At 39.4% G+C, this 16,501-nt stretch carries 14 protein-coding genes; 3 read left to right on the top strand and 11 right to left on the bottom strand.

Annotation, left to right across the window (positions count from 1 at the left end):
- Positions 1-14: 14 nt before the first annotated feature.
- On the bottom strand, positions 15-1,070 hold the full coding sequence (locus tag AACH28_RS03540) for a patatin-like phospholipase family protein (protein ID WP_341832260.1): 1,056 nt from the start codon (positions 1,068-1,070) through the stop codon (positions 15-17).
- Positions 1,071-1,533: 463 nt separating this feature from the next.
- Positions 1,534-3,252 (bottom strand): lysine--tRNA ligase, encoded by a 1,719-nt coding sequence (gene lysS / locus AACH28_RS03535; RefSeq protein ID WP_075992757.1) that lies wholly within the window; start codon positions 3,250-3,252, stop codon positions 1,534-1,536.
- A gap of 326 nt (positions 3,253-3,578) precedes the next feature.
- Here lysS and AACH28_RS03530 point away from each other — a divergent pair, with 326 nt between their 5' ends.
- Positions 3,579-4,184 (top strand): RNA polymerase sigma factor, encoded by a 606-nt coding sequence (locus AACH28_RS03530; protein WP_075992756.1) that lies wholly within the window; start codon positions 3,579-3,581, stop codon positions 4,182-4,184.
- Positions 4,185-4,198: 14 nt separating this feature from the next.
- On the top strand, positions 4,199-5,560 hold the full coding sequence (locus tag AACH28_RS03525; RefSeq protein ID WP_341832259.1) for a hypothetical protein: 1,362 nt from the start codon (positions 4,199-4,201) through the stop codon (positions 5,558-5,560).
- Positions 5,561-5,639: 79 nt separating this feature from the next.
- Here AACH28_RS03525 and AACH28_RS03520 read toward each other — a convergent pair whose 3' ends face one another.
- From AACH28_RS03520 to AACH28_RS03480, 9 genes are all read right to left on the bottom strand, one after another.
- Positions 5,640-6,251: an HAD family phosphatase gene (locus AACH28_RS03520; RefSeq protein WP_153844589.1), complete on the bottom strand. Its 612-nt coding sequence runs from the start codon at positions 6,249-6,251 to the stop codon at positions 5,640-5,642.
- A gap of 131 nt (positions 6,252-6,382) precedes the next feature.
- Positions 6,383-9,553 (bottom strand): multidrug efflux RND transporter permease subunit, encoded by a 3,171-nt coding sequence (locus AACH28_RS03515; RefSeq protein ID WP_341832258.1) that lies wholly within the window; start codon positions 9,551-9,553, stop codon positions 6,383-6,385.
- 38 nt (positions 9,554-9,591) lie between these two features.
- Positions 9,592-10,749, bottom strand: coding sequence for an efflux RND transporter periplasmic adaptor subunit (locus tag AACH28_RS03510; protein ID WP_341832257.1), 1,158 nt, complete (start codon positions 10,747-10,749; stop codon positions 9,592-9,594).
- A gap of 26 nt (positions 10,750-10,775) precedes the next feature.
- Positions 10,776-12,101, bottom strand: coding sequence for a TolC family protein (locus AACH28_RS03505; protein ID WP_341832256.1), 1,326 nt, complete (start codon positions 12,099-12,101; stop codon positions 10,776-10,778).
- Between the two features lie 8 nt (positions 12,102-12,109).
- On the bottom strand, positions 12,110-12,712 hold the full coding sequence (locus tag AACH28_RS03500) for a TetR/AcrR family transcriptional regulator (RefSeq protein WP_341832255.1): 603 nt from the start codon (positions 12,710-12,712) through the stop codon (positions 12,110-12,112).
- Between the two features lie 279 nt (positions 12,713-12,991).
- Positions 12,992-13,411: a cytochrome c gene (locus AACH28_RS03495; RefSeq protein ID WP_088161682.1), complete on the bottom strand. Its 420-nt coding sequence runs from the start codon at positions 13,409-13,411 to the stop codon at positions 12,992-12,994.
- A gap of 1 nt (position 13,412) precedes the next feature.
- Complete coding sequence (locus AACH28_RS03490) at positions 13,413-14,060, bottom strand: SCO family protein (protein ID WP_088163564.1); 648 nt, start codon at positions 14,058-14,060, stop codon at positions 13,413-13,415.
- 100 nt (positions 14,061-14,160) lie between these two features.
- Complete coding sequence (locus AACH28_RS03485) at positions 14,161-14,583, bottom strand: transposase (protein ID WP_088161681.1); 423 nt, start codon at positions 14,581-14,583, stop codon at positions 14,161-14,163.
- 40 nt (positions 14,584-14,623) lie between these two features.
- Positions 14,624-15,121, bottom strand: a complete 498-nt coding sequence (locus AACH28_RS03480; RefSeq protein ID WP_070563819.1) for a PaaI family thioesterase — start codon at positions 15,119-15,121, stop codon at positions 14,624-14,626.
- Between the two features lie 91 nt (positions 15,122-15,212).
- Between AACH28_RS03480 and AACH28_RS03475 the strand changes: the two genes are divergently transcribed.
- Complete coding sequence (locus AACH28_RS03475; RefSeq protein WP_088163563.1) at positions 15,213-16,445, top strand: MFS transporter; 1,233 nt, start codon at positions 15,213-15,215, stop codon at positions 16,443-16,445.
- Positions 16,446-16,501: the final 56 nt, after the last annotated feature.

Below are 16,501 nucleotides of genomic sequence, written 5' to 3'. Positions count from 1 at the left end.
GTAAAAGTAATCTTTTAGAACTTATCCATCAACTGGCTCCATGGATTTTTCTTCTTATTTTGACTCTTTTCTTTAATGAGATGCGCAACGATATAATCCAATGTATCCTCATGCTCACTGATCATTTTATCGGATAAGGAGATCAACTTCTGTATATTATTGGGCGAGGCTGCATCCAATGATGCATTGATGCTCGATAGATTGGCTGGTTCTATGCGGAGATAATTTTGTTGCTTACCGTTACTTTGAAATAGTTGCCGAATAAAAAACTCGGTACTCTCGGAAGATGCACTTGTCATAATGTCAACTAAAGCAGGACCGATTTGTATAGCAAGTTTCTTCTTAAAATGTTCGTAATTATAAGCTGTTTTTGACATTCCCGTACCTAAGGATACCATAAACATGTCGTTTATCTGCGTGCTGTTAAAAGCCTTTAAAACTTCAAGTAAACCGCATATGGAGGGGTTTTGAGCAAACACACCGCCATCAATCAAAGAGTATCTTGTTTTTGAAAGCGAATAGATCTCTGCAACAGGAAAAAATGTGGGTGCAGCAGATGTAGCCTTGCAGACATCTTTAAGGTAGAAATCCCGTGCTTCCCCGTGCGTAATTGCCTTTTGTTGTCTAAAAAAATGATTCTTCCGCAATTCAATGTTATACGCAGTGATGATACAGGGTTTGATAAGATGGCTCAATCGTGCATTTTGAAAGTACTCATCCAAAACGTCTGATAATGTGTTGGAGGAGTAGAGTTCGCTGACAAGACCAAATCCACCTAAAAAGCGTCGCCATTTGGAAGCGTTGAAAATTTCAGTACCATGATTAACAAATAAATTTAATGCATCTCGCGCAGAAAATTTCGGATGAGCGGGATTGCCTTCTTCCGGATACAAAAGAATGCTAGTCAGAATTCCGCCGCTGCTTGTACCTGCAATAAAGTCAAAGTAGGAAGCAATCCGTGCATTGGGATCCATGGTCTGCTTTTGTAACTTCTCTTCCAGAGCGACAAGAACCATTGCAGGAATGATACCCCGGATACCACCACCATCAAGCGCGAGAATATTCTTCATATGCTAAAAACTGACTTAGTTAACGATATGTAAATATAATAAATGACTCCAATTGACGGGAGTCATATATTGGTGACAATTGTGTTCTACATCCTGTGCTTAAATGCATAGCGCGTCTTTTTAGCAGCATTACGTTGGATAGCATCGTGCTATCCTCTTAACAGCTTCTGAATTGACGGGGATTTACCATACTTATTGTAGGGGTATAACAGGGGGTTAACAAGGGTTTACCCCTGTTATACCCCTGTTAACCCCCTGTTAACCCCCTGTAATCTCCCTGTTAATATAGAGGCCGATGAGCGGATTATACAAATCTAATAGGATCGGAGATACTACAGAAAGGAATCTCGGGGTTTGTGGGTCGTATTGGACCATTGTAAACATTTTTACAAGATCACTCTAAACAAAAAAAGCTGCCTCAAATTTTATTGAGGCAGCTTTTTTAGCGAGTATAGATACCGATTTAATTGAACCAAGCAAATACTTCGTCTTTCGTTGGCATATTGATATCTAGTTTCAGTTTTTTACGCATACCACCAAGATCATTAAAAACCTTGTTCGGATTCGCTTCTTTTAAAGCTTCAATGGTTGTAAAGCCCATTTTTTGTAAGGCAGGAACCCAGGCTGCAGGAATACCTTGTTCCTCATAATCTTTCACTTCTGCTACTTTGGCGACTTTTTCAGGTCTCATTTGTGGGAAGAAAAGAACTTCTTGGATTGACGCATTATCGGTCAAGAACATGATTAAACGGTCCATACCGATTCCAAGTCCAGAGGTCGGCGGCATTCCATATTCCAATGAACGAAGGAAATCCTGATCAATAAACATGGCTTCATCATCACCTTTTTCAGAAAGGCGTAATTGATCTTCAAATCGTTCGCGTTGATCAATTGGATCATTAAGCTCTGAATAAGCATTGGCAATCTCTTTTCCACAAACCATCAGCTCAAAACGCTCGGTTAAATCAGGATTATCTCTGTGCTTCTTCGTTAAAGGAGACATTTCTTTTGGATAATCTGTAATGAATGTTGGTTGGATGTAGTTTCCTTCACATTTTGCACCGAAAATTTCATCGATCAGTTTGCCTTTACCCATGGTTTCGTTTACGTCGATGCCCATTCCTTTGGCGGCAATACGGATTTCGTCTTCAGATTTTCCAGTAATATCAAATCCAGTGAATTCCTTAATGGAATCTGTCATCGATATCCGTTTATACGGTGCTTTGAAGTCAATTTTATGTTCGCCGAAGGTAGCTTCAGTCGTACCGTTTACAGCCAAGGCACAATGTTCTAACAGACGTTCTGTAAAGTCCATCATCCAGTTGTAGTCTTTATAGGCTACATAAATTTCCATTGCGGTGAACTCTGGATTGTGGGTACGGTCCATTCCTTCATTACGGAAGTTTTTAGAAAATTCGTATACACCATCAAATCCACCAACGATTAGTCGTTTTAAATAAAGCTCGTTGGCGATACGAAGATATAATGGAATATCTAAAGCATTATGGTGTGTAATAAACGGACGTGCTGCAGCACCGCCTGGAATGGATTGTAGGACAGGTGTTTCTACTTCCATATACCCCGCGTCGTTAAAGAACTGACGCATCGCATTGAAAAGCTTCGTACGTTTGATAAATATGTCTTTGTTACTTGGATTTACGATCAAATCCACGTAACGCATTCTATAGCGTTGCTCTGGGTCTGTAAAGGCATCAAAAGTTTTACCTTCTGCAGATTTAACGACAGGTAGGGGACGTAGCGATTTGGATAAAACGGTAAGTTCTTCTACGTGTACTGCAATAGCCTCGGTTTGTGTTGTGAAGACATAGCCTTTGATACCAACGATATCTCCGATATCCAATAGCTTTTTGAAAACGACATTGTATAGGTCTTTATTCTCATCAGGACATACATCGTCACGCTTAATATAAGCTTGAATACGTCCGGTAGAGTCTTGAATTTCAAAGAATGAAGCACTACCCATCACGCGACGACTCATGATACGTCCAGCAATGGTAATGTTCTTATAATTCAATTTATCTCTATCGTAATTTTCTAAAATATCAGCAGCATGTGCATTGACGACAAATTCGTTTGCTGGAAATGGATCAATTCCCATATCCAACAACGATTGCATCGCTTGTCTTCTAAGTTGTTCCTGTTCGGATAATACAGTACTCATTCGGTATGAATAATATTTAAAATGTGAAAATCACGCAAAAATAGCCATTTTTTTCAATTCTTTTTATGGATTTTTTTTGAAAACGCTGTAGCGAAAGGAAATGGCATTCCGTTATATGGGATAAAAATAGTTAAATAGTGATATTATTACAAGGGGACATTCGACTATTTGATTTTGAGTTTTATAATTTTAATTTCGTTATCTCCTCGAAAAAAACGTTCATAATGAAGGGGAGAATTCGATAGATTGTTTACATAGCATGTGTTATTGATTGCATATGAAAGGCGATTTGTCTAAGTTTGAAACTTAATAATTAAATGGTTTAAGTGGGTATAATTCGGTCATATTTTTATAACAAGAAGCTATCATCTTTACATGATGCCTTAGAGCGTTGCTTGCGCGATCGTGAAGACGGCAAGGCTTTCGTTTATAAGAAGTATTATGGTTATCTCATGGCTATTATTATTCGTTATGTAAAACAGGATGTGGACGCGGAAGAGCTCGTGAATGAAAGCTTTGTTCGGGTATTTCGAAAATTGGAATCATTTAATAGGGATATTGAAGATGAAAATCTCGAAAAATCGTTTAGAGCATGGATAGGACGGATTGCTGCCAATATTTCGATTGATTTTTTACGAAGTAAAAAGCAGTTTTATTCGGTTGAAGATTTGGGAGAAGGGGATATGCATACACCGGCAGTACAATTGGACAGTCGACTGGAGGTCAATGAGATTATGCGGCTGCTCGATCAGCTCCCTGAAATTCAAAAAACTATTTTTAATCTCTATGAAATTGAGGGGTATTCACATGATGAAATTGCCCAGATGCTTAACATACCAGATAGTACGTCAAGGACTTATCTGACTAGAGCGAAACAAAAACTTAGAAAATTATACTTGGATTATACAGGCGTAGTTCAAGAAATAAGATAAATATTGTTGTTACGATGAAAGACAATAAGAAAAAGGAATTGATAGAAGAGATCATTGGACAATTAAAAGACCATGAACTACCTTATAAAGAAGGTTCCTGGGAGAAATTTGCCTCAAATTATGGCGTTTCAGCACATCGTTCCTCTAATTGGAAGTATTGGAGTGCTGCTGCGGCTGTGTTATTGTGTTTTGGTGTAGGATATTGGGGGCTAAAGACGAATGTGGAGACTGATATACCTGCTGTCGTTTTAACACATCTGCCGGAACGCGAAGATGTTTTAGGTGATCATAAGGATTTAAAGGAATCGATACAGCGTTCGTTATCGGATGTTACGGGCGATAGGATTGTGAGTGCAGAGGTATTATCGGCGAAGAAGCCCTATACCTATTCTGTGCCAACGGACCATTCAACTGAAAATTTAGACAATCACCACTTGGTATTGAGTACTGGGCAATTAATGCGGGGCCACGATGTGGCTGTATCAGCCGATTTAAGAAGGCTGCAGTCCATGCAGTTGAAAAATAATTCACTTTCAGCGCAGGTTGGTTTAACGGAAAGTGAAGTGGAACGAGTAAGCGCGTCAACAAATACCACTGTAACGAATAGTGCCGTTATTGCTTCGGCCAATTCAGGGTTTATGTCGCCTGTTAATCAAACACAACGCGATGCTGCAAAACTATCACAATTGTATGCTGCGCAACAAGGGGGGGCAAGGAATAGTGTTGTACACACGAACGTTAACCAAGATAAGAAATGGGAAATGGGCGCTTTTGTATCACCTGCCTCTACGTCAGAAAGTATAACGCTGGGGGGCGGGGTCGCACTAGCTTATAATATTTCGAGTAAGGTAAGTCTTCGTTCAGGAGCTTCCATTCAACATTATGGAGCTGTTTCGGGTAATTCACCCATTACTCCTGCAATGGGATCAAATTCTCTTAATGCAGATGCGCCAAATTATATTTCTCAATCGAATTTGAATAATTCCTTTGCGATGCGGGCAGCAGATGCAAAAGATGCAAAGAGTAATGAACGGGTTTCAGGTAAAATCCTAACAGTTGATATCCCATTGGATGTTAGATATGCGATCAACAAGAATTTCTATACCTCAGTCGGTGTATCCTATGTTGGTGTATTGGATCAGGAACGGGCAACGATCTATGAAACAAATAATACGGAGTACAGACAAAAATCCCAAGACAAAAATGTTGATGATAAAGGTGTGAACGGCTTTATTAATTTTTCAGTTGGTCGGAAACAGAAAGTTGGAAAATTATCCATTTCTGTAGAGCCTTATTATAAAGCTCCAATCGGAAATTTGAAATCATCCGATTTGAACTATAGCAACGGGGGAGTGAAAATAATTACTAGTTTTTAAATAGCATAATGCTATAAAAAAGCCGCAGTAAGCTTGAAGTTTACTGCGGCTTTTTTTATAGTCTGCAAATCGGGATTTATTAAATTTCATCAACGCGAACCCAACCCATTCCTGCGGCTTTCGCACCTTCAACTCCTGGAATCCCATCTTCGTAGACCAGGCATCTTTCCGGAGCAATATTCAATTGAGCCGCTGCCAAAAGAAAGGGTTGGGGTGAAGGTTTTCCCTCAGCTGTATCTCCAGCACAAACCAGTGTTTCCAAATCATCCCATACACCAATGGTGGTTAAGGTCATGGATAAGGTTGTTCTGGTTCCTCCTGAAACGGCAGCGATGTGTTTTTTACCTTTCTGATATTTTAGATGTTCAACAACGTAATCTACAGGCTTAGTCTTGAAAACATACTCGTCTCGAAAAATGGTAGACTTTAGTGTTGAAAATTCTTGATAATCGAAATCTACGCCATAGCGTTTGCTGATTTCCTCTGCAACAGCCACAGTGGGCCATCCGGCAGTTTCATCAATCAAATTGACGTCCAACTCGACCCCGTATTGTTGAGCTGCAGCCTTATATGATTGCTTGTGTGCATCCATATTATCAGCCAGGGTACCATCGACATCAAATAATAGCGCGTCATAGGATTCGGCAAGAAGGTTTAGTAATTCAAATTTTCGTTGTGATTCAGGTGACATATACTTTTAATAGTGAGCTGTAAAAATAAAAAAATATAATTGGACGAGCAAAAAAGAAGCCTTCCCCTTGTTACAAGGAAAGGCTTCTTGCTGTTAGCTCCGTGTGGATTCTTCACAGAGGCAGCGTATAATTAGTGTGAACTTAAATTTTTCGCTTTCTCTTCATCGAAATTAGCTTCTAATTCAGCCAATTTTTTCTTACCGTATGCCATACGTGTAATCACAACGAATAGCACTGGAACGATAAAGATCGCTAGGAGTGTGGCTGCAGTCATACCACCAAATACCGTCCAACCGATTGTTTGGCGAGAAATTGCTCCAGCTCCATGGGATAGCATCAATGGAATAATCCCCAAGATGAAGGCAAAGGACGTCATGATAATTGGTCGTAAACGCAATTTTACAGCATCTAATGTCGCTTCATAAAGGTTCATCCCAATATCAACCCGTTCCTTAGCAAACTCAACGATTAGAATCGCATTCTTAGCAGCAAGTCCAATGATGGTGACCAGACCAATCTGTGCATAGATGTTATTATCCAATGTAGGGATTAATGTTAGGGTTAATATAGCCCCAAATACACCTAGTGGTACAGATAACAAAATGGAGAAAGGTACAGACCAACTTTCGTATAAGGCAGCCAATAGTAAGAACACAAACAGGATACATAAGGCAAAAATTTGGATGGTCTTTGACCCGGATTGCATCTCTTGAAGAGATAGACCGGAGAACTGGTAGTCAAAACCTTCTGGTAATGTTTGTGCAGCCACTTCTTGCAAAGCTTTCAATGCATCTCCAGATGAGAAACCGGGAGCCGAACTACCATTAATCTCGATACTTCTAAAGATATTGTAGTGGTTGATGATTGAAGGCATTGTCATTAATTCGTACTTGACCAGTGTACCCATCGGTACAGGGTTTCCTGAAACATTGTTGACATACAATTTGTTGATGTCTTCAATATTCATACGGTACGGAATATCAGCTTGTATCACGACACGGTAACTACGACCATACTTTGTAAAGTCATTGACATAGCTACTTCCCAAATAGGATGATATTGTCGAATAAATACTTGAGATAGGCACGCCCATACGTTTTGCCTGTTCACGATTGACCTCCAATTTGTAGTTTGGAGAATTGGTATTAAACATCGTGTAGGCCATTCCAATTTCCGGACGTTGGTTGGCTGCCATCAAGAATTTGCCGACTGTTGCTTCGAAATCTTTGATATTTACAGTCTGTAAATCCTGTACTTGCAAAGAGAAACCTCCAGATGTACCTAAACCTGGAATTGCCGGCGGTGTTACCGCCAATACCCGTGCTTTGGTATAACCCATGTATTTACCCATAATCATTCCAGCGATATCGTTTGCAGTACGTGTACGGGTTTCCCAAGGTTTAAGAGAAACGAACACTGTTGCTCCATTGGATTTAAACGCGCGGTTTAGGATATTGATACCAGAAATTGCGGTAACATACTTGATTTCAGGGAAAGTCTTGTGTAGATCGGCTTCAATCTCTTTAAGAACTTCATTGGTACGCGCAGAAGAAGAACCTTCCGGCAATGTAATACCGGCGAAAAATGCACCGCCATCTTCGGAAGGAATAAACCCTGTCGGTTTGGTTGTAAACATCCAGCCGGTTCCGATAAAAATACACAACAGAATAATCAACACCAGTGGTGCTTTTTTGATTGCTTGTTTTACACCATTCGAATATCTGATGGTAACTTTTTCGAACCAGATATTAAACTTATAGAAAAACTTGTTCAATCCTTTTGCACCTTCATGTACGGCTGTAGGCTTTAATAAAATTGAACATAATGCGGGTGTTAACGAAAGTGCAATAAATGCAGATAACATAACGGACACAGCGATCGTGATGGCAAATTGTTGGTACAATTTACCGACCATTCCAGGGATGAAACCTACGGGAACGAATACGGCTGCCAAAATTAACGCAATTGCAATAACCGGCGCGGTAATGTCGCCCATGGCACGACGTGTCGCTTCTTTTGCATCCAGCTTATAATGGTCGATATAGTGCTGGACAGCTTCCACCACAACGATGGCATCATCCACCACAATACCAATGGCCAATACAAAGGCGAGCATGGTCAGGTTGTTGACCGAAAAGCCAAACATCAGGAAGAAGATGAATGTACCGATGATGGATACCGGAATTGCCAATACGGGGATTAATGTTGCCCTCCAGCTTTGAAGGAAGAAAAATACCACCACTGTTACCAGGATCAATGCTTCAACTAGGGTATGGATAACCGAAGAAATTGAGGCATTTACTACCGAAACTGTCTCGTAACTGATGGTATAATCTACGTCAGTTGGAAAAGATTTCTTTAATTTTTCCAATGCTGTCACAATACCTTCTGCAGATTCTACGGCATTTCCTCCCGGGGTCTGGTTAATCATCATCGCAGATGAGGTCATACCATTTACGGTAGATGATGTACCATAATTAAATTGACCCAGTTCAACACGTGCGACATCCTTTAAAAGTACGATAGATCCATCTTTGTTGGTTTTTACAACGATGTTTTCAAAGTCTTCTGGATTTGAAAGGTCGCTATCGGTAATGATTGGGTATTCAAATACTGTCGAAGACTCTTGTGGACGTCCACCCACACTACCACCAGGTATGCGAGAGTTTTGTTCCGCAATCGCTGTTGATACATCGGCCGGAGTCATGCTTAGATTAGCCAATTTATTTGCATCTAGCCATACACGCATTGAAAATGGTTGCCCAAAAGCGGTTACATCACCGACACCTTTCACACGTAAGAGCGCGTCTTTAACGTATAAGTTGTTGTAATTGGCCAAGAAATTTTCATCTCTCGTTCCTTTTGGTGAAGTTAAGGCAACCAACATCAGGATATCGTTATTGGCTTTACGGGTCGTAATTCCCAGACGTCTCACAGCTTCGGGAAGGGCTGGTTCGGCGATTCCCACACGGTTTTGTACGTCTAAGGTCGCAATATCGATATCCGTACCTACTTCAAATGTCACCGTAATTGTTGCTTGACCATTTGACGTACTATTGGACGACATATAAATCATGCCAGGTGTACCATTGATCTGACTCTCGATAAGAGTTGTCACGGTTTGTTCAACCGTCTGTGCATCAGCTCCGGTGTAATTGGCCGTAACCGTTACTGTTGGAGGTGCAATAGAAGGATACTGGCTAATTGGCAACGTGGATACTGCAATGATCCCGATAATTGAAATCAATATCGAAATAACGATTGCGGTAACTGGCCTCTTAATAAATACTTCTGAAATCATTCTATATCTTTTAGATTCTCTTTAAAAAATTAATGGTGTTATTTTCCTTGAGGTGCCCCTTTGGCAGCCTGTTGGGCAGCGACAGCAGCATCAACTACTTTAACTCCATTTTGGACATTCATGGTACCGTCGACGATAATCTTTTCACCGTCTTTGACACCTTCTTTAATCACAATTTTATCACCAGCTTTAATACCTAATTTTACTTGACGTATTTCGGCTTTACTGCTATCATTCACCGCATAAAGGTTAAATACCCCGAGCTGTTCAAAGACCGCTTTGTAAGGTACAACAACTTCTTCTGTAGCCGAGGTTGTTGATACATTCATCGTAATATTCATACCAGCCCGCAATTCGTTGGCATTGTTCGGGAAAGTAGCCCGCACTTTGATTGTTCCTGTAGCAGGGTCAACTGCGCGGTCAATGGTTGTGATCGTTCCTTTGCCTTCATAAGTGCTTCCATTTGGCAATAAAAGAGAAAGGTCCGAAGAGGAATGGCTGCTTTGCAATTGGGTAAATTTGGCAATATCCTTTTCGTTTACCTGAAACTCAACAGCAATTGGACTGGTTGAAGACAAGGTATTCAACAGGGTAGTACCTGGATTCACCAAAGCACCTAAACGTACCTGTGAGATACCAATTGTACCCGAAAATGGTGCGCGTATGGTTGAGCGGGATAAATTTGTATTTGCAGTAACTAATGCAGCGCGAGCCGATTCAACCTGTGCCTGCGCAGCAGCAACACTCGATTTGGCATTGTCAAAAACCTGCTTCGCAATCGCATCTTTATCGGCCAATGTCTGGTAACGTGCTAAATCTCTTTTTTGTCGGTCCAAATCAGTCTGTGCGACCTGTAAGCTTGCTTTAGCTTGTTGGACAGCTGCGTTGTAGCGTGTTCCATCAATTTCATAAAGAGCTTGCCCTGCGGAAACTACTGCACCGTCAGAAACATATATTTTTGTGATATAGCCGCTTACTTCCGCATATAGATCTGCTTCGTTCAACGGTTTGACTGTTGCTGGATAACTGATTGTACCTGTAACAGTCTCATGTGATGCGACACCAAAGCTGACAGGGACAACTTTTTCAGCCTGAGCCTGTGCTGCACCTTGCTTTTTTGCATCTTTATTTCCACAAGAGGTCCATACTAATGCCGTCCCAAGGAAGAAAGCGAATAATAATTGTCTTTTATTCATGATTTGTATTAGTTTCCGTTTATTGATTAATTTGTGTGGATTGCCCCAACTGCTTTCTGAACATCCAATTTACTTGACAATAGCGCATAAAGGGAGTTCAAATAATTGAGCTGTGTTGTTTTGAGATCAGTCTCTGCTGTCATTAAATCGAGGTAAGTTTTGATACCTTCGTCATATTGAAGTTTGATTGTCTCGTATACTTCTTTGGAGAGATCCACATTTTCTTTAGCTGTTTTCCAGTCATTTAAATTCGCATTATAGGTTGCCTTTGCCAACGAATATTCTGTGTTAATGCTGTTTTCTAAATTTTTGAAGTCCCAGTCTATTCTTTCTTCCTGCAATCTGGATTTATTAATTTGTTTTTTACGTTTAAATCCGTCGAAAATTGAAAAAGAAACATTTAGGCCAGCTACTGAACCCGGGAAATTATCGGAATAAAGCTTACTGAATTTATCATTTCTATAGTTGAATGCGTAATTATAAAAAGCACTTACGCTTGGTAAATATGTCCATTTATAATACTGTGTGCTCAACTGTTGAATCTTTTTCGATGTTTCCAATTGTTGGAATTCAATTCGATTAGAAACACTTATTTCTGCAGTTGTATCAAGTAGAATCTCTGATTCCATACTGCTATTATCAAATGAAAGCGTCAAATTTTTGCTTTTATCCAAAGCTAGCAATTGTTTAAGGTATTCGTATTTATATTTACGAAGCTCAACCGTTCTTTTCTCGTCAGCATTCGAATTTGCCAAAGCAATTTGCGCTCTCTTATAGTCGGTTTTATCAACTAAACCCACATCATATTGTGACTTTGCATCTTTCAATTGTTTTTGAAGGCGAGCAATATTTTCGCGAACAATCTTGATCTGCTCTTCCGACGTCAGGATGTCATAATAGGCCTTACTGACCTCCACAACAGCTGTTATTTTTTTGTTCTCCGTATTTTGTTTATTACCGAGACGTACCAGCTCAGCGGCTTTTTTCGCCTGCATTAGCTCTGGATTAAGGATCTGTTGGTCTGCTTGAAGCGTTAAGGCACTCGCATTGTTCTGCCCCATTTTGATATTATTCCCGCCAATATTTGCTAATGGAACAATGACATTATAATTATAACTTCCTTTTAGATCCAATTGGGGGTACCAGCCTGAAAGGGAGATGTCGATATCTTTTTCACCGATGGCCTCGTCCAATTGTGCTTGTTTTACAGAGATTTGATTACGTAAGGCGTAATCAATCAGCTGCTGAAGTGTTGCATTTGCCGGCAAGTTTTCAGATTGCTGTTGTGCAAATCCTGTATTACTCAAAAGCGACAGGGCCGCCAAGGAATAAACGATTCTATTAAACTTCATATATGTAATTAATTATTTTTTTCTCTATTAATAGCTCCATCCCAAATAATCCCAATTAAATCTTCTATATTCTGTTCAGAGAATTTGAGATCTTTAAATTTGATACTGTGAACAGTCGATAAGGCTACACCAATATAACTGGCTACCAAAAGATGGACGTCTACCTGTTTCAATATTTTTCGATCAATGCCTTCTTGTAAAAAATCAACAACTTTATTTTGTCCACCTACAGGTTCTTGTATCTCAGCTTTGTTTTTCTCGTAATAAGGCGAGGAAAAAAACTGTTCAAAAAAACTGAAGATATGCCCATTTTCTAAATAGAACTTGACAAAGTTGCGCCAGATATGAACAAAGGAATCTTTATAATCGAAATCATCTTTTATTCCATCAAAAATGTAATCATTCAGTAATGTTCTACAATGTTTGAACAGTGCAAAGATTAGGTCATCTTTCGATGGAAAATAATGGTAGATAGTTCCTATTGCTACATCAGAATCTTGTGCGATTCTGCTCATCGGCGTTCCATGGAAGCCGTTTGTTTGTATAAGTTTTAGTGTGCTGGCAAGTACTGCCGCAATTTTTTCATTGGAATTCATCAATCGAACGTTCATTCGGTTGCAAAATTAACGATTAATTTGGATCCAAAATGTCAGAATATTGTTATAAATCAATAAATATAAAACGATTTGAACCAATAATACAATAAGGAAAAAAAGGTGAAATTGTTTTCAACTTTTTATTTTTTTTTGATGCATGGAGGGGAGGTACCATCAAGAAGGTCAAGGTTGTAGCATGAGTTTCGCTTGCAAATTAGCCTGAAGGTCTTTATTAAAGGAGGTGGAGCGGTTGCAAATAAAAAAAGCGTTGGTTTTATAAAACCAACGCTTTTTTTATTTGCAATTTTTTAAACTTTTCTCCACTTCTTCCAAAGGATACAGATTCTTTCCTTTGTTGATCTTGGTATTGATATATGTTAATACATAAGCGATATCAATTGCGGAAAGATTTGAAGCGGGCATGGTATTATTAAACTTTTTGCCTGCTACTTCAAGTTCTCCGGAAGTCCCGTGCTTGATGATACAAGCAAGCTCCTGACGATGCGTTTGCAGAAAGGTGGTATCGGTTAGGGGAGGATAGAGATTTCCCAATCCTTCGCCTTTCTCTCCATGACAATTTTGACAATGTGTCCGGTATACCTTTTGACCATTAACCGCATATTGTGCCGTTTTGATATCAACTTCCTGCTGACAGCCAATCAAGATCGATAAAATAACCCCGATCGTTATACCTGTTGTTAAGAGAATACGCATGTTATTTTTTAACCCCACTCAAGAGTAAAGGTAAATCGTTCATCAATTTTTTTACTTGCTCATCGTTTGTACCGTCGTAGGCACCCCGAATTCTTTTATCCTTGTCTATTAAGACAAGGTACCCTTGATGATCGTAACCCCCAGGTGCATTTTTATCTTCAGCGGTATAAACCAGGTATTGATTGGCTAGACCATATATTTCTGCTTTAGTCCCCGAAACAAATTGCCAATGATTATTGGTTACGCCCAATTTATTGGCATAATCTTTCAGTACGTAGGGTTGATCATATTTAAAGTCTATACTATGGGACAGGAAACGAACTTCTTCATTATCCTTATATTGCTGGTATATCTTTAATAGGTTGCGATTCATCGTCGGACAGATACTTGGACAATGGGTAAAGAAGAAGTTGGCGATATATACTTTACCCTCAAAATCTTTGTCTGAAATCATTGTACTATCCTGATTGAGCAGTTTAAAAGGCGGAATAGTATGATAGACTGTATCTACGATTTGTTTTCCATCAACTGTTTTTTCTACAGCTTCTCTTTCGCCATAGATGGGTAAGCTTGTCTGGCTATTGTTTTTACAGGAAAATAAACCGAGTAAAAGGCCAGTTGCGCAGTAAAATTTAGTTATGGATCTCATGTGTTTAATAGTTTTGTTTGTTAAGCTTGATCCCATCTTTACACGAACAATTTAATGTTAATCTAAAGCTGGGCGGACTGCGTTATTTGAATTTTTGGATTTAAAAATTCTTTAATTTGTCTTGGCTTTCTTTAGAAACACTATCAAATATCTTTTTCATATCACTTACTTTTTGAAGCTCTGTTTCAAAATATTTAACATCTGTTGAATCCGGGTTATATCCTTTCATCCAGTCCATCATATGGTCTGTAGCGCTTTCTAAATTAGCTTTCAATGTACTTAGCTCTTTTCTTGTTAAATTGGTGTCTAAATCAGCCTTAGTTGTTTTTAGGTTTTTTAAATTTGCCAAAATAGAATCTATCTTAACAGCATCGCGATCGAAATGAGCGATTTGAGGCATAATTTCATCATGTATCTTAATAGTTGAATCTTGCAGGGCTTTTACACCTGTTGCACCATTTCCCTGAGTTCCACATGCTGCTATTGCCAAGGATGCGATAGCTACAAACGCGATTTTATTCATGTTTTTTGTTTTTTGGTAATTGGACAAATATATTAATTTCTTATGGCTCAATATTTCGATTTCTGGAAGGGAATGTAAAATTCAGGTCACGAATATAGGTTTCACAACGTACCGTGGCACAGAGATCGCCAGACTTATCTTTAATTTCCAGCGTAAAATCCTTTACTACTTTGCCTTTTGTGCGGATAATATGGGCACATTCTTCAAGGATTTCCTCGGAGAGTTGCACAGAATATTCCACGCTGGTTTTGCCAGGTTTCTTAAAGGTGATCTGTGATGATTTTAACCAGGCCACCGTTTTCTTAAAACCAATCTTTTGAAGATACTGATCAATGAGGATGGGGAATATTGGATCTGCTGCAGAAAAGATCGTTCCACCAAATAATGTTTTGTTGGTATTGATATTGAATGGTGTCTTATAAATTTTTACTTTGGCGCCTTGGAAGCCGGGGCTAATTTTTTTAACCCAGATTCCCTGAAATAGAAATGGTGGGTAAATACGTAATAGCCATGTTAAGGCAAGTGGACTATATCTCATGATGCAAAAATAAAACAATGTGTCGGATTATTTTTCGAAATCTTGGTTTTATAGCTTCACTATGGTATTTTTACAGATCAAAAAACCTAAAATGTCAACAATAAAAGAAAAACAATCCAGCAGGAAAGTATGGTTACTGGTTATGATTGCGTCACTGGGCTATTTCGTCGATATCTACGATTTGATTATTTTCTCCATAGTTCGTATTCAGTCCTTCACTGATATTGGAGTCCCTGCGGAAGAAATGCGGGTAAAAGGTGAATTTGTGCTCAATATGCAAATGGGCGGTTTGCTGTTGGGTGGAATTCTTTGGGGGATTATAGGGGATAAATTTGGACGTTTAAAAGTGCTTTTTGGATCGATTCTTTTATACTCTGTAGCGAATATTGCAAATGGTTTTGTACATGATGTGCTTATGTATGGTATTATTCGTTTTATAGCGGGCGTTGGATTGGCCGGAGAACTGGGGGCGGGAATTACCTTGGTTTCTGAAAGTATGCATAAATCAAAACGTGGTTATGGGACCATGTTGGTTGCCGGTGTCGGTGTTTTAGGCGCTATATTGGCCTATTTTGTCTCGGAAGAATTTGACTGGCGGACGGCCTACTTTGTCGGAGGCGGAATGGGCTTACTGTTGCTACTGTTGCGCATTGGCTCTTTTGAATCAGGATTATTTAAGGATCAAGATAAATCGGGTGTTGTGAAAGGGGATATCCGTATGCTTTTTACAAATAAAAGCCGGTTAAAACGGTATGTTAACTGTCTCTGTATTGGCCTTCCAATCTGGTTTGTTGTCGGTGTTTTGGTTACACAGGCTCCGGAAATCGGCAAGGCCTTGGGGGCTAGAGGTACACTGAGTGCTGGTCAAGGGGTGATGTTTACCTATATCGGTATTTCTATCGGGGATGTACTGGCAGGAATATTCGCACAGATTTTAAAATCCCGCAAAAAAGTGGTGTTTATATGTCAATTAATTATCATTGGAAGTTCACTATGGTATTTATTGAGTGATGGTATTACAGCGACAAAGTTTTTAAGTCTTGCCTTTATAATGGGCTTAGGAGTAGGGTATTGGGCAACCTTTGTGACTATCTCAGCGGAACAATTTGGTACAAATCTCAGAGCAACTGTTGCAACGACGGCCCCCAATTTTGTACGGGGTGCACTCATTCCGTCAACAATGCTATATGGACTTCTAGTAAATGCATTTGGAATTGTGCCAGCAGCAATTACAATGGTTGTCGTTCTTTCGGGTATAGCAATTTATTCGTTGACCCAGTTAGAAGAAAGCTTTGATAAAGATTTAGACTACCTGGAAGAGTAGTCAACAAATAGCTATTTTTTTCGTCCCGGACATTTTTTACAGCGTTTGCCTTCTTT

The sequence above is a fragment of the Sphingobacterium thalpophilum genome, assembly GCF_038396785.1.
Lineage (GTDB): Bacteria > Bacteroidota > Bacteroidia > Sphingobacteriales > Sphingobacteriaceae > Sphingobacterium > Sphingobacterium thalpophilum_A.
The sequence above is the reverse complement of the archived record's forward strand: the minus strand, read 5'-3'. Positions and strand labels throughout refer to the sequence as shown.

Coding starts and splice junctions, on each gene's coding strand:
- AACH28_RS03500 (WP_341832255.1), bottom strand. CDS start 12,712: ATGAACGTTCGATTGATGAATTCCAATGAAAAAATTGCGGCAGTACTT.
- AACH28_RS03495 (WP_088161682.1), bottom strand. CDS start 13,411: ATGCGTATTCTCTTAACAACAGGTATAACGATCGGGGTTATTTTATCG.
- AACH28_RS03485 (WP_088161681.1), bottom strand. CDS start 14,583: ATGAATAAAATCGCGTTTGTAGCTATCGCATCCTTGGCAATAGCAGCA.
- AACH28_RS03490 (WP_088163564.1), bottom strand. CDS start 14,060: ATGAGATCCATAACTAAATTTTACTGCGCAACTGGCCTTTTACTCGGT.
- AACH28_RS03510 (WP_341832257.1), bottom strand. CDS start 10,749: ATGAATAAAAGACAATTATTATTCGCTTTCTTCCTTGGGACGGCATTA.
- AACH28_RS03520 (WP_153844589.1), bottom strand. CDS start 6,251: ATGTCACCTGAATCACAACGAAAATTTGAATTACTAAACCTTCTTGCC.
- AACH28_RS03480 (WP_070563819.1), bottom strand. CDS start 15,121: ATGAGATATAGTCCACTTGCCTTAACATGGCTATTACGTATTTACCCA.
- lysS (WP_075992757.1), bottom strand. CDS start 3,252: ATGAGTACTGTATTATCCGAACAGGAACAACTTAGAAGACAAGCGATG.
- AACH28_RS03515 (WP_341832258.1), bottom strand. CDS start 9,553: ATGATTTCAGAAGTATTTATTAAGAGGCCAGTTACCGCAATCGTTATT.
- AACH28_RS03505 (WP_341832256.1), bottom strand. CDS start 12,101: ATGAAGTTTAATAGAATCGTTTATTCCTTGGCGGCCCTGTCGCTTTTG.
- AACH28_RS03525 (WP_341832259.1), top strand. CDS start 4,199: ATGAAAGACAATAAGAAAAAGGAATTGATAGAAGAGATCATTGGACAA.
- AACH28_RS03475 (WP_088163563.1), top strand. CDS start 15,213: ATGTCAACAATAAAAGAAAAACAATCCAGCAGGAAAGTATGGTTACTG.
- AACH28_RS03540 (WP_341832260.1), bottom strand. CDS start 1,070: ATGAAGAATATTCTCGCGCTTGATGGTGGTGGTATCCGGGGTATCATT.